The following is a 16,143-nucleotide window of genomic DNA, read 5'->3' on the forward strand; positions in this document are numbered from 1 at the left end:
TATACAGAGAATTTCAAAGAGACAGACAACAATATTCTTGGAATTTAATTGATAATAAAATTAGTAATGAAGCAATACAGGCAGGAATTCTTGATGGAATTGAGAACATAGAAACTCCAACAAGATTATTTTTAATTCCTTATTCTTCTTTTTACTTGAATGGAAGAGAAGGCGTAAAAACCAAAGGCGAAATAAAAGGTGGTTTAGATATTAAGTACGGAATAAATGATGCGTTTACTCTTGATGCAATTTTAGTTCCAGATTTTGGTCAAACAGCTTTTGATAATGTTGAATTAAATTTAGGTCCATTTGAACAACAATTCAGTGAAAACAGACCGTTTTTTACAGAAGGAACAGAACTCTTTAGTAAAGGAGATTTAGTTTATTCTAGGAGAATTGGTGGAAGTCCATCAACTTATGCTAATTTATCTAACGATGAAACCTATATTAAAAACCCAAAAGTAAACTTATTAAATGCATTAAAAGTATCTGGAAGAACTAAAAACGGATTAGGAATTGGAGTTTTAAATGCTGTTACAGATAAAACTTATGCTGAAATTCAAAATACAGTTACACTAGAAGAAAGAAAAGAATTAGTTGAACCTTTGGCAAATTATAATGTTTTTGTTCTAGATCAACGTTTTAGAAAAAATTCATCTGTGTCATTTATAAATACAAATGTTACAAGAAATGGAGAGTTTAGAGATGGAAATGTAACTGCATTATTATTTGATTTAAACACAAAGAAAAACACGTTCAATCTTTCTGGTGATTATAAATACAGCATTGTTAACGATTTAGGAATAGATAAAAACAAAACTGGTTATAATGCAACATTAAATTTTTCTGAAAGAAGCGGAAAAATTAGATATGGATTTGGTGGTGAATATTTTTCTAGAGATTTTGATAAAAACGATTTAGGAATTCTTTTTCAAACACATTATCATACTGCTTATGCTAATGCAAGTTATAGAATATTAAATCCTACTAAAAAATTCAATTCATTTGGAGTCTATTTTAATTCCTATTCAGAATTTGATAATTTATCTGGAAGAATTCAAGGTTTAAATATGAATTTACAATGTAATTTTTCTACCAAGAAAAACGATTTTTTTAATTTTGGAATAAACGGAAGACCAATAGACACTTACGATTTTTATGAACCAAGAACTGAAGGTGAAACTAAGTTTTTTACAATTCCTAAAAGCATAAATTCATTTCTATATTTTTCATCTAATTACGCAAGACGTTTTGCAATTGATTTAAATCCATCTTTCGGATTTATCAATGAAAAGAACAGAGTAAATTATGGATTTTATGTTGGTCCAAGATATAGAATCTCTGACAAAATTGCAGTAAACTATGATTTCAATTTTTACAGACAAAACAATAATGTTGGTTATATTACAACAACACCAACTGATGAAATTATTTTTGCTAGAAGAGACAGAATTACATACACCAACACATTTAGAGGAAAATATACTTTAAATAATACTATGAATTTAAATATGTCAGTTCGACATTATTGGAGTTATGCAATAAATAATCAGTTTTTAACTTTGCAAGATGATGGTTCTGTTGTAGGTAATTCAACTTACACAGAAAATAGAAATTCTAATTTTAATACTTGGAATATGGATTTGTCTTATTCTTGGTGGTTTGCTCCAGGAAGTCAAGTTTCTGTTTTATATAGAAATAATTCAGCAATTTTTGAAAGAGAATTTGATAAAGATATTTCTACAAACTTTAAAAAATCATTAAATCATGACAATTTAGATCATATTTTCTCTATAAGTGTTCGCTATTTTATTGATTATAATTCATTAAAAAGTAAAAAATAATTCAAATTTTAAAAATATCCGATTGTAACTAATCGGATATTTTTTTATCCGTAAATCTCACATTAAAACACATTCCATTTTTTAAATAAAGTATCTTTGCTTTAAATAATTTTAAAATGAACAAGAAAGTAATTTTAATGATACTTGATGGTTGGGGAAAATCTCCAGATCCAAGAGTTTCTGCAATAGACAATGCCAACATTCCGTTTATTAACAGTTTATATACTAAATATTCTAACGCTCAATTACGTACTGATGGTTTAAACGTAGGTTTACCCGAAGGTCAAATGGGAAATAGCGAAGTTGGACACATGAATCTTGGTGCAGGACGAATTGTATATCAAGACTTAGCAAAGATAAATTTGGCGGTTGAAAACAACACGTTAAAAGATGAACAAACATTAATTGATGCTTTTAAATATGCCAAAGAAAACAAAAAAGCAGTTCATCTATTAGGATTGCTTTCTAACGGTGGAGTTCATTCTCACACTTCTCATTTGCGCAGTTTAATTGATGCTTCTATGGAATTTGGTCTAGAAAAAGTTTTTATTCATGCATTTACTGATGGTCGAGATGTAGATCCTAAAAGTGGAGTTGCTTATATTGAAGATATCACCAATTACATTTATAATACAAATGCAAAATTAGCCACAATTATTGGAAGATATTATGCAATGGATAGAGACAAACGCTGGGAAAGAGTGAAATTGGCTTATGATTTAATAGTTAACAATATTGGCAAAAAAACTAAAGATGCAGCACTTAGTATGCTGGAAAGTTATAAAAATAATATAACTGACGAATTTATTGATCCTATAGTTATGGTCGATGAAAACAATAATCCAATAGCCAAGATTCAAGATGATGATGTTGTTATATTTTTTAATTTTAGAACAGATAGAGGAAGAGAACTTACCGAAACACTTTCTCAAAAAGATTTCCATGAACAAAACATGCACAAGTTGAATTTGTATTATGTAACAATGACCAATTATGACGAAACTTATTCTAATGTTCATGTAATATATGATAAAGATAATTTAACAGAAACGCTTGGTGAAGTTTTACAAAAAGCAAATAAAACACAAATTAGAATTGCCGAAACAGAGAAATATCCTCACGTAACCTTTTTCTTTTCTGGCGGAAGAGAAATTCCGTTTATTGGCGAAACTCGAATAATGAGAAATTCTCCAAAGGTTGCAACCTATGATTTACAACCAGAAATGAGTGCTTTTGAATTAAAAGAAGCATTAATTCCAGAATTACAAAAAGGTGAAGTAGACTTTGTATGTTTAAATTTTGCAAATGGCGATATGGTTGGCCACACCGGAATTATGCAAGCTGCTATAAAAGCTTGCGAAGCTGTTGATGTTTGTGTAAAAGAAATTATTGAAACAGCTTTGGCAAACAATTATACCACTATAATTATTGCCGATCACGGAAATTGTGAAACTATGATTAATCCAGACGGTTCACCAAATACAGCTCACACAACAAATCCTGTTCCAATAATCCTTGTAGATAAAGAATTAAAAACAATACATAATGGTGTTTTGGGTGATATTGCTCCTACTATACTTGAATTAATGGGAGTTGAAAAACCTTTGGTAATGACTGGTAAATCATTACTATAAAAAACGTATTTTTGCCGACATATTTTTAGAAAAATGATTATCCCAAAAACAAGAGAAGAAATAGAATTGATGCGTGAAAGCGCATTGCTAGTTTCTAAAACACTTGGCGAAGTAGCAAAGATTATAAAACCAGGAGTAACCACATTAGAATTAGACAAAATAGCCGAAGAATTTATTAAAGATAATGGAGCAGTTCCAGGATTTCTTGGGCTTTATGGATTTCCAAATTCGCTTTGTATGAGTCCAAATGCACAAGTTGTTCATGGAATTCCAAACGCAAAACCATTAGAAGAAGGCGATGTAATATCAGTAGATTGTGGTGTTTTAAAAAATGGATTCTATGGTGATCATGCATACAGTTTTGAAATAGGAGAAGTTGCACCAGAAGTAAAAAAACTACTTCAAGTAACTAAAGAAAGTTTATATGTCGGAATTCGTGAGTTCAAGATTGGAAATCGAGTTGAAGATGTTGGAAATGCAATTCAAAAATATTGTGAAAACAATGGTTATGGCGTTGTTAGAGAATTAGTTGGGCATGGTTTAGGAAAAAAAATGCACGAAGATCCAGAAATGCCAAATTATGGAAAAAGAGGTCACGGAAAATTATTTATTGAAGGAATGGTTGTTGCTATTGAACCCATGATAAATATGGGAACCAAAAACATAAAACAACTAAAAGATGGTTGGACAATTCTTACTGCCGACGGAAAACCAAGTGCTCATTTCGAACACAACGTTGCCTTAATAAACGGAAAACCAGAAATTCTTTCAACATTTAAATATGTTTATGATGCATTGGGAATTGTTAGTAATGAGGAAGATGAGTTTCGTATACATCCTGTAGTGATTTAAAGACTTGTAAGGTTTTATTAAATTTGATTACATTTACAAAAAATAAAAAAAATGAGGTTAAAACTTCAAAATATTGGTATAATTGAAAGTGCAGACATTAATGTTGATGGTATCACATTAATTGCTGGGCAAAATGATTCTGGTAAAAGTACAGTTGGAAAGGTTTTGTATTCAATTATAAGAAGCTTCAACATTAATGAAAAATCATTTAATTCTTCTAAAGTTGAATACATTCGAAACAGGAATAGAGACATTAGAAATTTATTATTAAGAACAAAGTCAGTTACAGAAACAGATAAAGTAATCAACGAAAAGTTTTTAAATGATTTTGTTGATAACAGACAATCCATTTTTAATCGCCTTATAAGAATTAATACAAACAATCCAGACAACATCGATAAAATGTTAGTTGACTTGGATTTGATTGAAGAACTTTATAGTTCTTTTTCAAATGAAACATTAAAATTACAACTGGAAAATTTTATAATCGAAATTAAAAATAGATTAGAAATTGAGAGAGAATCTGTTGAAGTATTGATTTATGAATTAGAATCCTATCTAGATGATCAATTTGGAAAACAAATTAAAAATAAATTCAATAAAGAAGATTCTTTTATTTTAATTGATGATAAATACCAAAAAAAGATATTAATAAATGACAAATTAGAATTTCAAGGATTTGAAAATAATAATAATTTCTACTATGACAATGTTTTTTTTATAGAATCACCAATTCTATTAGAAAAAGCAATGTATTATTCCCCAGAAAATACTTCTAGAGATAAAATCATTCACCTTAATTCTAAAATTTTTGAAACAGAATTTGAAAAAGATATTTTTTCTGATAATAGACAGGATTTTGAAAAATTAAGTTTAATTATTTCAGAAGTAATTGGAGGTAATTTTGAAATTAATTCAAATGAAGAAATAGTTTTTAAAAAAAATGAAGTTGATTTTGATTTTGAAAATATTGCAACTGGAATTAAAAGTTTTGGAATACTTCAATTATTATTTAAAAAAGGCAATTTAAATTCAAATTCATTATTAATCATTGATGAACCTGAAGTTCATTTACATCCAACTTGGCAAGTTAAATATGCAGAAATATTAGTTAGACTTTCAAAAGAGTTTGCAATTCCAATTGTTTTAACTTCACACAGTCCTTATTTTATAGAGGCATTGGAAGCATTTACTAAAAAATATGAGTATTTAGACTCTACAAATTTTTATTTTGCTGAAAAAGGTAAAGATGGATTGACTTCAAATATTTTAAATGTAAATAATTCTCTAAGTAAAATTTATTCTTCTATTTCAGAAGCCTCTTATTATTTAAGAAATATAGAAAGTAATGAGTAATTCTATTTTTAAAATACTAGACGATAAACTAAATCGTAAAAGTTTAAGAGAATTGAGTTTGAACAATGAACATAGAAAACATTCTTTATCAGTTAAATATCTTATTGATTCAGATAAAAAATGCTACCATTTTGATAAAATACATACGAATAATTCAACTGTAGATGCTTTAGAATACAATGGGAACGATTTTTATCTAATTGAATTTAAAGACGAAAGAATTTACAATCCAAAACATGATTGGGGAAAAATAGCTAAAATAATATTCAAAAGTATTCAATCTGTTAATTCTATTCTAGAATTATATAAAGATAATAAATTTTCTAAAATTGACTTCTATCACAAAAATTTATATTTTTTGATTGTTTTCAGTTCTACAAAGTCAACTGATTTAAATGATTTTAAAACACTAAAATCACATTTAAAAGAAAAATACGGTAATATATTTCGTGTAGATATTTTAAATGAAAAAATGTTTGTCGATGAATATGTTAATACAAGTAAAGTTGGGATCTAAATGAAAAAAATATTCAAATTCATATTAAACACAATCCCAAGACCAATACTAATAAGATTGAGTATTGTAGTTAGACCAATTCTTGCTTTTTTATTAAAAGGAAATCGTTTTACCGATCCAATAGACGGAAAAAGCTTCAAAATGTTTCTTCCTTATGGATATGGAAATCAACGAAACAATGTACTTTCACCAAGCACACTTTCTTTAGAAAGACATCGATTGTTATGGATTTATTTACAAAATGAAACTGACTTTTTTCAATCTGAACTCGTTTCAGAATCTAAAGAAATAAATTCAGATTCTTTAGTTTCAAATAGCAAACGTATTAAATTAAGAGATACTGAAACAAATTCACAATTAAAAGTCCTGCACTTTGCACCAGAACAAGAATTTTATAAACGATTTAAAAAGCAAACCAATATAGAATATACTACAACCGATTTACTTTCGCCATTAGCAGATGTAAAAGCAGATATTTGTAATTTACCATTTCAAGACAATCAATATGATATCATTTTATGCAATCATGTTCTAGAACATATTCCAGATGATACCAAAGCAATGCAAGAATTATACAGAGTTTTAAAACCCGGAGGAATGGGAATATTTCAAATTCCTCAAGATTTATCTAGAGCAACAACTTTTTCTGATGATACAATTGTTGACCAAAAAGAAAGAGCCAAAATATTTGGTCAATACGACCATGTTAGAGTTTATGGTAGAGATTATTTTGACAAGTTAAGAAGTATTGGTTTTAAAGTTATTGAAGAAGATTATACCTCAAAACTCTCACCAGAATTGGTAACAAAATATTGCTTGGCAAATGGTGAAATTATTCCAGTTTGTTTTAAATAAAATTACTTTTGGCATAATTGTAGATAATAATATTCTGTATCTTTACGTTTGATAACAAAATGATTATGTACAAAAAAATTATATTTTATTCGCTAATAATATTTTCTATTCTTAGAATTTCTGCTCAAGAAAAAGAAGTAAATCCACCATACCATATAAAAACAGTTTCCTTTGTTCAAAGTGGTCAAAATAACATTCCAATCTTTAGATTTGGTGACAGTTTTCAACTTCAATTTGACGATTTACATGGTACAGAAGACAACTATTACTACACAATAAAACATTACGACTACGACTGGAAACCATCGCAGTTATCTCGTAATGAATATCTTGGCGGTTTCGACGATCAAAGAATTCAAGAGTACTCCAATTCATTCAATGCGCTTCAAATTTACTCCCATTATAAAATTAGTTTTCCAAATAAATACACACAACTAAAAGTAAGCGGAAACTATATTATTTCAATTTTAGACGAAAATCGTGATGTGGTTTTTTCAAGAAAATTTATTCTTTATGAAGATATTGTTTCAGTGCCGATGCAAGTAAAAAGAGCTCGAAATGTTAGATATGTTGAGCAAAAACACAATATTGAGTTTTCAATTAGAAGCAAAGTAATCACTTTTCAAAGTCCGTTACAAAATGTAAAAGTAATGCTCCTACAAAATGGTCAATTTGATAATGCAATAACCAATATAAAACCAATGTATACTATTGGTAATGATTTGATTTATAAATATGATAAAGAAACCCAATTTTGGGCAGGAAACGAATATTTATTTTTCGAGAATAAGAACATACAAGGTGCAAATAATAGTATTTCCTATGTAAATTCTGATGGCGGATTATATAATTCTCATTTATACACCAACAATTCGAGAGCTAAAAGCATCTATACTTTTTGGCCAGACATTAACGGAAATTTTCTGATTAATTCACTAAATAGAGAAAATCCAGAAATTGAAGCCGATTATGCTTGGGTTTACTTTTCACTTTCTGCAACACCATTTTTAGACAAAAAAGATTTTTATATAACAGGAATGTTCAATAACTATGCGCTTTCTGACGAAAATAAAATGGAATACAACCAAAAGAAAGGAATATACGAAAAAGCAATAATGATTAAACAAGGTTTTACTAATTACAAATATGTTATTGCCGATAGCAAAGGAAAAATAGATGAAGAAAATGCTGTTGACGGAAATTTTTATCAAACAGAAAACAACTATTTTGCAATTGTTTATTATCGTGAAAACAACCAACGATATGACCGAGTAATAGGCAAAGGAATTGCAAGTTCTACAGACATAATCAATTAAAAAATCTTTAACAATTATTTAAACTTGTATATTTTATTAATTTTGTAACTTTACAAAAAGTTTATTATGGTTTCTCAAATAACAAGAGGCATAAAAATATCTGTAAACACTAGTTTTGAAGGTACATACTTCAAAAACTATAAAATACATTTTGCCTTTTCTTATGAAATAATCATAGAAAACCACAGCAAAGATTCAGTACAATTAAACTCACGTCACTGGGAAATTTTTGATTCCTTGAATAACATAGAAGTAGTTGACGGAGAAGGTGTTATTGGAAAAAAACCAGTATTAAAACCTGGAGAATTTCACACTTACAATTCTGGTTGTCTTCTTTCGTCTCCGCATGGTGCAATGCGTGGTTTTTTCAACATGATAAATTTCACTACCGCCAAAGACTTCAAAGTAATTGTGCCAACATTTCGACTCAGTGCACCCTATGCATTAAACTAGAAGCTAATCCAGCTATTCATTACAAGTTTGTTAATAAAAATCTTTTTTTCTAAGCCCAAAAACGTGCTTCTATGGTCGCAGTTTTTCGCCAAGAAAAAATAGTTTTTTCCATAACAAAGCTTTTCATTGCTATCTGGGCTAAACATAGTTCAATCTAAAGTGACTTACTTATAGTTTAGTTTTATTTGTTATCAAAAATTCAAAAAAACCTTTGTACTTTTGTTACAAATTAAATATTTTACAATTCAATAATTATCCATTTACTAATATTTACTTATGGTCAAAAACCCAAACCGAGTAAACCTAAATTAATAAAACATGCCAAAAGGTTTCTACAATGTTCCCAAAGCGGTCAACGAACCAGTAAAATCATACGCTCCAAATTCGCCAGAAAAAACTGCAGTTTTAACGGCTTACAAAAAAATGTGGAACGAAACTATCGATGTTCCAATGTATATTGGTTCAGAACAAATTCGTACAGGAAATACCAAAAATATGACTGCGCCACACGATCATAAACACATCGTTGGAACATATCATCTTGCCGAAAAAAAGCACATAGAAAAAGCTATAGCATCTTGTCTTGAATCAAGAAAAAAATGGTCAAACATGCCATGGGAACATCGTGCTGCAATTTTCCTTAAAGCAGCCGAGCTTATTGCTGGTCCATATCGAGCTAGAATAAATGCTGCAACAATGATTGCACAATCTAAAACAATATTTCAAGCAGAAATCGATGCTTCATGCGAATTAATTGACTTTCTTCGATACAACGTTGAGTTTATGACTCAAATTTATCAAGACCAACCAGCATCCAATTCAGATGTATGGAACAAAGTAGAATATAGACCATTAGAAGGATTTGTATATGCAATTACACCATTCAATTTTACAGCAATAGCTGCAAATCTTCCTGCAAGTGCAGCACTTATGGGAAACACTGTTGTTTGGAAACCTAGTGACAGCCAAGTTTTTTCAGCCAAAATAATTATCGATGTCTTTAGAGAAGCTGGAGTTCCAGATGGTGTTATTAATGTAGTATATGGTGATCCAGTTATGATTTCTGACACAGTTTTTGCAAGTCCAGATTTTGCAGGAATTCATTACACAGGTTCAACTTATGTATTCAAAGAAATTTGGAAAAAAATTGGTAATAACATTCACAATTATAAAACCTATCCAAGAATTGTTGGAGAAACCGGCGGAAAAGATTTTGTAGTAGCACATTCATCAGCCAATATAAATCAAGTTGTAACAGGAATTACTCGTGGTGCATTTGAATTTCAAGGACAAAAATGTTCTGCTGCATCACGTGGTTATATTCCTCAAAGTTTATGGCCAGCAGTAAAAGAAAAAATAATTACTGATGTAAAATCTATGAAAATGGGTTCGCCAGAAGATTTCGGCAACTTTATCACCGCAGTTATTCACGAAGGTTCGTTTGATAAATTAGCAAGTTTTATAGACCAAGCCAAAAAAGATAAAGATGCCGAAATTATTGTTGGAGGAAATTATGATAAATCTAAAGGTTATTTTGTTGAACCAACAGTAATTGTAACCACCAATCCAAAATATACCACAATGGAAACCGAACTTTTTGGTCCTGTTATGACAATTTATGTTTATGAAGATTCTAAATGGAGTGAAACACTAAAACTTGTTGACCAAACCTCAGAATATGCATTAACCGGAGCCATTTTTAGTCAAGACAGATACGCAACAGTCGAAGCAACAATTGCATTACAAAACGCAGCAGGAAATTTTTATATCAATGACAAACCAACTGGTGCTGTTGTAGGAATGCAACCATTTGGTGGTGCAAGAGCTTCTGGTACAAATGATAAAGCAGGTTCGGCTCAAAACTTATTGCGTTGGGTTTCACCAAGAACTATAAAAGAAACATTTGTTACTCCTGAGGATTATCGTTATCCATTTTTAGGAGAATAATCTAAAATACGAAGTGTGAAATACTAGATATAAAGTTTTAAAAAGTTCATTCAGAAATGTTTGGACTTTTTTTGCATCTAATTGTTAATTTTTTGTATATTCGAAACTCAAAATCAACTAACTATGAAATCAAAAATTACTATAATTATATTTTCCTTTTGCTATATTGTTGGATTTAGTCAAGATAAAACCTACGATTTATTAATAAACAAAACCCAAACTAATATATTGTATGATAGAGTTTTTGCTGTTTCTAACGCTACAAATCTAAAAACAGAAAACATTTCTTCAAATTATTTCTTACAAGTTTATCATGAAATGCAACGAGCTGATTTTTTAAATCGATTACCAAAACTAGAAACTATTCAAGACGAAGGAACTATTGGCTTTGCTAACAAACAAATTCCGTTATCAATTTTAATTTCAGATTTTGAAAGCGTTAAAAAAGAAGCTATAGAAAATAATGATGTTATACTTAACACAAACAATCAATTGGAATTAATTTCAGATGCATCAACTGTTTTTGAAAAACACAACATCAATTTAATTGCGCCTCTTTTATCAAAATCAAAAACTAGTTCTGTAACCTTCATTCTAAAAGACAATTTAATTTTCAACACTACTAATAAAATTATATCATCAGTTTCTTACCATACAGAAAATGATGAAAACTGGAATCAAATAAATTATAATCAAACATTTACAATTCTGTTTTCAAAAGCTGGAAAACAAATTATAACTTGTAAAATAGAATTTACAACTGGCAAAAGCAAAATAATTTCTTTTGAAATAACCACAGACAATCAAATAATTGGAGCAACAAATAAAAATATTAATGCTTTTGCTCCAAATGTTGTAAATACAATTTCATCAACAATTCCATATCAAGGTTATGGCGAAACTGCAGCTTTTTTAGGTCAAGGTGAATACGAAATTTTCATGGATACAACAGATGGAATTCTAGATAAACCAATTTTTTTACTTGATGGTTTTGATCCTGGAGATACAAGAAACACAACAGCCATTTATTCTTTATTAAATTATGGAACTTCTGGCGAAAACCTAGGTAATTTAGTTCGCGCGCAAGGTTATGATGTAATTGTGTTGAATTTTCCAAACTATACACGTCCAAGTACAACAACTCTAATTGATGGCGGAGTTGATTATATTCAACGAAATGCAATGATTCTGGTTCAATTAATTAATCAAATAAACGCAGTTAAAATTGGAACTGCTCAAAATGTTGTAATTGGTCCGAGTATGGGAGGATTAATTTCGAGATATGCTTTGCGATATATGGAAACCAATAGCATGAATCCAGACACGCGTCTTTATATTTCGTTTGACTCTCCACATCTTGGCGCAAATGTTCCAATTGGATTTCAACATTTGTTTAATTATATGGCATTTGGACCACTTGGAGATGTTTCAGTACAAGCTTTGGTAAACGGAATGTTAAAAAGTCCTGCTTCTAGAGAAATGTTAATTGACCATTTTGAAGGACATTTACAAACAGGAAATGCAACCGAATTTAATACCGCATCAGCAACATTAATTCCAACCGGTTGTCCAAATTATAGAACAGCGTTTCAAAATGAATTAAACACAATGGGATTTCCAACATCAACTAGAAATGTATCGATTTCTAATGGTGCAGGAAATGGTTCAATGACTGGAACACCAGACATGGTTGTAATGAATCATACTTTTAATGTTACTAGCTCACAAAGAGCAATAATTAATTTACGATTTACACCTTTGGCAAATTTAACCAATCAGGTAAGCAGATTCCGCGGTCAACAATGGGTTATTTTTTGGTTTACAGCTTATGAAAGTATGGCAAATTCTAAATCTCCAACTTATACAAACGGTTTAGATTCGGCTCCAGGAGGAAAATTCGACATGAATACTTTGGCTGCTTCTGCAGGATCAAATGCTTTATTGTTAGAGTTTTTTACTAATTTACAAATTATGTATTTCGATTTTATTCCAACTTTGAGTTCTATGGCAGTTTCTAGTTCTACTAATTTATATTCAAATGTAAATGCAAGTTCAACAACACCATTTGCGGCATATTCAATTCCAACAGCCAACGAAAATCATGTAACTTTAACGCCAACAAATGTTGCTTTCGCACTAAGTGAAATTTTAAATCCTACATTACAAAATCAAGATAATACAGCTTTAAATAGTGTTTGGATAAAAAATCCAATTGAAAATTCTATACAAATAAACACTTCCTATTCTATTGAAAATGCAAAAATTTCGATTACAGATATTTTAGGAAAAACAATATTTACTGTAAATAATCAAACCGTAAACGGAACATTAGAAATTCCAGTTTCATTGTCAAATGGTGTTTATTTAATAACTATTGGAAATGAAATTGGAAGTGTAACTAAGAAAATAATAAAAGGATAATTTAAAATTTTCATAAAAGTCTCCAAACGGAGACTTTTTTTATACCTTAAACTTCAAGGGTAAATGAACCACTTTCTTAGTTTCGAAAAACTCCTCTTTAAAAAATTCTGAAATATTATATTCTGTAGCTTTTGGAAAATCTTTTAATTCTTCGGTTAAATCGCCACCTTTTAAATATAGAATTCCGTTTTTAAGTTCGTGTTTGTTGGTTTTTTTAATTTTATCTTTTATCCAAGAAACAAAATCTGGCATATTGGTAACTGCTCTACTTACAATAAAATCATAATCACCTTTAACATTTTCTGCACGAAGTTGTTCTGCTTTTACGTTTTTAAGATTCAAACTTTCGGCTACAGCTTTTACTACATTTATTTTTTTTAGAATTATATCTATTAAATAAAATCTAGTTTCTGGAAACATTATCGCTAAAGGAATTCCAGGAAAACCACCGCCAGTGCCAACATCAAGAACATAAGTTCCAGGTTCAAATTTTATAATTTTTGCAATGGCTAACGAATGTAACACGTGTTTGGTATACAATTCATCAATGTCTTTTCTGGAAATTATATTAATTTTAGCATTCCAATCTTGATATAAATCAAATAATTTTTCAAATTGATCTATTTGAATTTCTGATAAATCTGGAAATTGTTTCAGAATTTCTTCCATATTTTTATTTTTTACAAAAGTAAACAATTTTCAAATGTTATTTTTTGATTAATTAACACTCGTAGATTATTAATAATAATTATATTTGTAAAAATTAAGTATTTATATGAATGCAACAATGCCAACCTTTTCTAAACTAGACAATTTAAAGTTTTTTAGAACCTTAAATACTCGAGTTAATTCCTACTTTAAAGATAATAAAATAGAAAAAACAGGAAACTGGAAACTGTACCTAAAAACTATTATTTTATTTAGTGTTTTTCTTGCGCCTTATTTTGTAATTATTACTTTACCCAATTTACATTTCGGAATATTCTTTTTACTTTCAATTTTAATTGGAATTGGAATGGCAGGAATTGGAATGAATGTAATGCATGACGGAAATCACGGTTCGTATTCTAACAAATCTTGGGTTAATAAATTTATGGGTGGAAGTATCTATATTTTAGCAGGAAATGTTTATAACTGGCAAGTACAACACAATGTTTTACATCATACTTACACTAATATTCACGGACACGATGAAGATTTAGATGCAGGAAGAATTATTCGTTTTACTCAAGAAGCTAAATGGGAAAGATTTCATAAATTTCAACACTATTATTCGGTTTTTCTATATGGTTTATTGACTTTTAATTGGTGTTTAACAACCGATTTTAAACAGATGAAAAACTATTTAAAAAGAAAATTGTCTTATGGAGAACCTAAAAGTCCTAAAATTTTATGGACAACTTTAGTAATTACAAAAGTAATTTACTTCTCGGTATGGATAGTTTTACCTATGGTTTTTGGAGTTATTTGGTGGAAAGTTTTGATTGGATTTTTTGTAATGCATTACACTGCTGGTTTAATATTAAGTGTAGTTTTTCAATTGGCACATATTATTGATGATACTACAAATCCAATTCCAAATGAAGTTGGAGAAGTAGAAAACACTTGGGCAATTCATCAACTTTTTACAACAGTAAATTTTGCTCCTAAAAGTTGGTTAATAAATTGGTATACAGGTGGTTTAAACCATCAAGTTGAACACCATTTATTTCCAAACATTAGTCACATTCATTATGGTAAAATTGCTGATATTGTAAAACAAACAGCAAAAGAATGTAATTTACCTTATCACGAATATAAAACTATGACAAGTGCTGTTATTGCACATTTCAGACATTTGAAAGATTTGGGACAAAAACCTTTGCTTTCTGCATAATTTGTAAAGACGCGATAAATCGCGTCTTTTTTATTTATATCAATTTTAGCTCAACTAATACAACTTATGGAACATTTATTATCAGATAGAATTAATAATTTATCTACTTCACAAACACTTGCAATGGCTGCCTTAGCAAGAGAATTAAAATCACAAGGAAAAGATATTATAAGTTTAAGTTTGGGCGAACCCGATTTTAATACGCCAGATTTTATTAAAGAATCAGCAAAAAAAGCAATAGACGAAAACTATTCTACTTATTCGCCAGTTGATGGCTATATGGATTTGAAAGAAGCCATTTGCCGAAAATTTAAAAGAGATAATAATCTAGATTATAAACCAGCAAATATTGTTGTTTCTACTGGAGCAAAACAATCACTTTATAATGTTGCTCAATGTATGCTAAATGATGGTGACGAAGTAATTCTTCCAGCGCCATTTTGGGTTTCGTATTCAGAAATTATTAAAATGTCTGGCGGAATTCCAATTGAAGTTCCAACTTCAATTGAAGATGATTTTAAAATGACCGCTTCACAACTCGAAGCAGTTATTACTCCAAAAACCAAAATGATTTGGTACAGCTCACCTTGTAATCCTAGTGGTTCAGTTTATAGTCGTGAAGAATTTACAGAACTTGCGAAAGTTTTGGAAAAACATCCAAAAATATTTATTGTAGCCGACGAAATTTATGAACATATTAATTTTTCAGGTACATTTTGTAGCATTGCATCAATTCCAGGAATGTTTGAAAGAACCATAACCGTAAATGGAGTTGCCAAAGCATTTGCTATGACAGGTTGGAGAATTGGTTACATTGGCGCACCAGAATTTATTGCCAAAGCGTGTACCAAAATGCAAGGTCAAGTAACTTCTGGAGCTAATTCTATTGCACAAAGAGCAACAATTACAGCGGTTGATGCTGATCCAAAAGTATTGAAATATATGGTCGATGCTTTTCATAGTCGTCGTGATTTGGTAGTTGGATTAATAAGAGAAATTCCAGGATTAAAAATCAATGTTCCAGAAGGTGCATTTTATGTTTTTCCAGATGTTTCTTCGTTTTTCGGAAAAA

13 protein-coding genes are annotated in these 16,143 nt (G+C 29.5%); 12 read left to right on the top strand and 1 reads right to left on the bottom strand.

Going from position 1 to position 16,143, the window contains the following annotated elements; genetic code table 11:
• From ACH2BO_RS10610 to ACH2BO_RS10655, 10 genes are all read left to right on the top strand, one after another.
• The coding region (locus tag ACH2BO_RS10610; protein ID WP_395044719.1) for a DUF5916 domain-containing protein at positions 1 to 1,844 on the top strand (1,844 nt) is incomplete at its 5' end.
• A gap of 116 nt (positions 1,845 to 1,960) precedes the next feature.
• Positions 1,961 to 3,478, top strand: a complete 1,518-nt coding sequence (gene gpmI / locus ACH2BO_RS10615) for a 2,3-bisphosphoglycerate-independent phosphoglycerate mutase (protein WP_395044720.1) — start codon at positions 1,961 to 1,963, stop codon at positions 3,476 to 3,478.
• Between the two features lie 33 nt (positions 3,479 to 3,511).
• Positions 3,512 to 4,330, top strand: a complete 819-nt coding sequence (map, locus tag ACH2BO_RS10620; protein WP_395044721.1) for a type I methionyl aminopeptidase — start codon at positions 3,512 to 3,514, stop codon at positions 4,328 to 4,330.
• Between the two features lie 51 nt (positions 4,331 to 4,381).
• Complete coding sequence (locus tag ACH2BO_RS10625; RefSeq protein ID WP_395044722.1) at positions 4,382 to 5,686, top strand: AAA family ATPase; 1,305 nt, start codon at positions 4,382 to 4,384, stop codon at positions 5,684 to 5,686.
• A complete protein-coding gene (locus tag ACH2BO_RS10630; protein WP_395044723.1) occupies positions 5,679 to 6,203 on the top strand; it encodes a hypothetical protein in 525 nt (174 codons plus the stop codon). The genes ACH2BO_RS10625 and ACH2BO_RS10630 overlap by 8 nt, the downstream gene beginning before the upstream one ends.
• Positions 6,204 to 7,058 (top strand): class I SAM-dependent methyltransferase, encoded by an 855-nt coding sequence (locus ACH2BO_RS10635; RefSeq protein WP_395044724.1) that lies wholly within the window; start codon positions 6,204 to 6,206, stop codon positions 7,056 to 7,058.
• Positions 7,059 to 7,123: 65 nt separating this feature from the next.
• Complete coding sequence (locus ACH2BO_RS10640) at positions 7,124 to 8,374, top strand: DUF5103 domain-containing protein (protein ID WP_395044725.1); 1,251 nt, start codon at positions 7,124 to 7,126, stop codon at positions 8,372 to 8,374.
• Positions 8,375 to 8,440: 66 nt separating this feature from the next.
• Complete coding sequence (gene apaG, locus ACH2BO_RS10645; RefSeq protein WP_395044726.1) at positions 8,441 to 8,827, top strand: Co2+/Mg2+ efflux protein ApaG; 387 nt, start codon at positions 8,441 to 8,443, stop codon at positions 8,825 to 8,827.
• 318 nt (positions 8,828 to 9,145) lie between these two features.
• Complete coding sequence (gene pruA / locus ACH2BO_RS10650) at positions 9,146 to 10,774, top strand: L-glutamate gamma-semialdehyde dehydrogenase (protein ID WP_395044727.1); 1,629 nt, start codon at positions 9,146 to 9,148, stop codon at positions 10,772 to 10,774.
• A 123-nt stretch (positions 10,775 to 10,897) separates the two neighbouring features.
• Positions 10,898 to 13,195, top strand: a complete 2,298-nt coding sequence (locus ACH2BO_RS10655) for a T9SS type A sorting domain-containing protein (protein WP_395044728.1) — start codon at positions 10,898 to 10,900, stop codon at positions 13,193 to 13,195.
• 39 nt (positions 13,196 to 13,234) lie between these two features.
• Here ACH2BO_RS10655 and rsmG read toward each other — a convergent pair whose 3' ends face one another.
• Complete coding sequence (gene rsmG / locus ACH2BO_RS10660; protein ID WP_395044729.1) at positions 13,235 to 13,864, bottom strand: 16S rRNA (guanine(527)-N(7))-methyltransferase RsmG; 630 nt, start codon at positions 13,862 to 13,864, stop codon at positions 13,235 to 13,237.
• A gap of 106 nt (positions 13,865 to 13,970) precedes the next feature.
• Between rsmG and ACH2BO_RS10665 the strand changes: the two genes are divergently transcribed.
• Entirely contained in the window at positions 13,971 to 15,071 is a 1,101-nt protein-coding gene (locus ACH2BO_RS10665; RefSeq protein ID WP_395044730.1) for a fatty acid desaturase family protein, read from the top strand.
• Positions 15,072 to 15,137: 66 nt separating this feature from the next.
• On the top strand, positions 15,138 to 16,143 hold a 1,006-nt coding region (locus tag ACH2BO_RS10670), incomplete at its 3' end, for a pyridoxal phosphate-dependent aminotransferase (protein WP_395044731.1).

It is taken from the genome of Flavobacterium sp., assembly GCF_043773265.1.
In the GTDB taxonomy this organism is placed as follows: Bacteria; Bacteroidota; Bacteroidia; order Flavobacteriales; family Flavobacteriaceae; genus Flavobacterium.

Excerpts from the sequence above, each read along its gene's own strand:
- pruA (WP_395044727.1), top strand. The coding sequence starts at position 9,146 with ATGCCAAAAGGTTTCTACAATGTTCCCAAAGCGGTCAACGAACCAGTA.
- gpmI (WP_395044720.1), top strand. The coding sequence starts at position 1,961 with ATGAACAAGAAAGTAATTTTAATGATACTTGATGGTTGGGGAAAATCT.
- ACH2BO_RS10655 (WP_395044728.1), top strand. The coding sequence starts at position 10,898 with ATGAAATCAAAAATTACTATAATTATATTTTCCTTTTGCTATATTGTT.
- ACH2BO_RS10640 (WP_395044725.1), top strand. The coding sequence starts at position 7,124 with ATGTACAAAAAAATTATATTTTATTCGCTAATAATATTTTCTATTCTT.
- rsmG (WP_395044729.1), bottom strand. The coding sequence starts at position 13,864 with ATGGAAGAAATTCTGAAACAATTTCCAGATTTATCAGAAATTCAAATA.
- ACH2BO_RS10665 (WP_395044730.1), top strand. The coding sequence starts at position 13,971 with ATGAATGCAACAATGCCAACCTTTTCTAAACTAGACAATTTAAAGTTT.
- apaG (WP_395044726.1), top strand. The coding sequence starts at position 8,441 with ATGGTTTCTCAAATAACAAGAGGCATAAAAATATCTGTAAACACTAGT.
- ACH2BO_RS10635 (WP_395044724.1), top strand. The coding sequence starts at position 6,204 with ATGAAAAAAATATTCAAATTCATATTAAACACAATCCCAAGACCAATA.
- ACH2BO_RS10630 (WP_395044723.1), top strand. The coding sequence starts at position 5,679 with ATGAGTAATTCTATTTTTAAAATACTAGACGATAAACTAAATCGTAAA.
- ACH2BO_RS10625 (WP_395044722.1), top strand. The coding sequence starts at position 4,382 with ATGAGGTTAAAACTTCAAAATATTGGTATAATTGAAAGTGCAGACATT.
- map (WP_395044721.1), top strand. The coding sequence starts at position 3,512 with ATGATTATCCCAAAAACAAGAGAAGAAATAGAATTGATGCGTGAAAGC.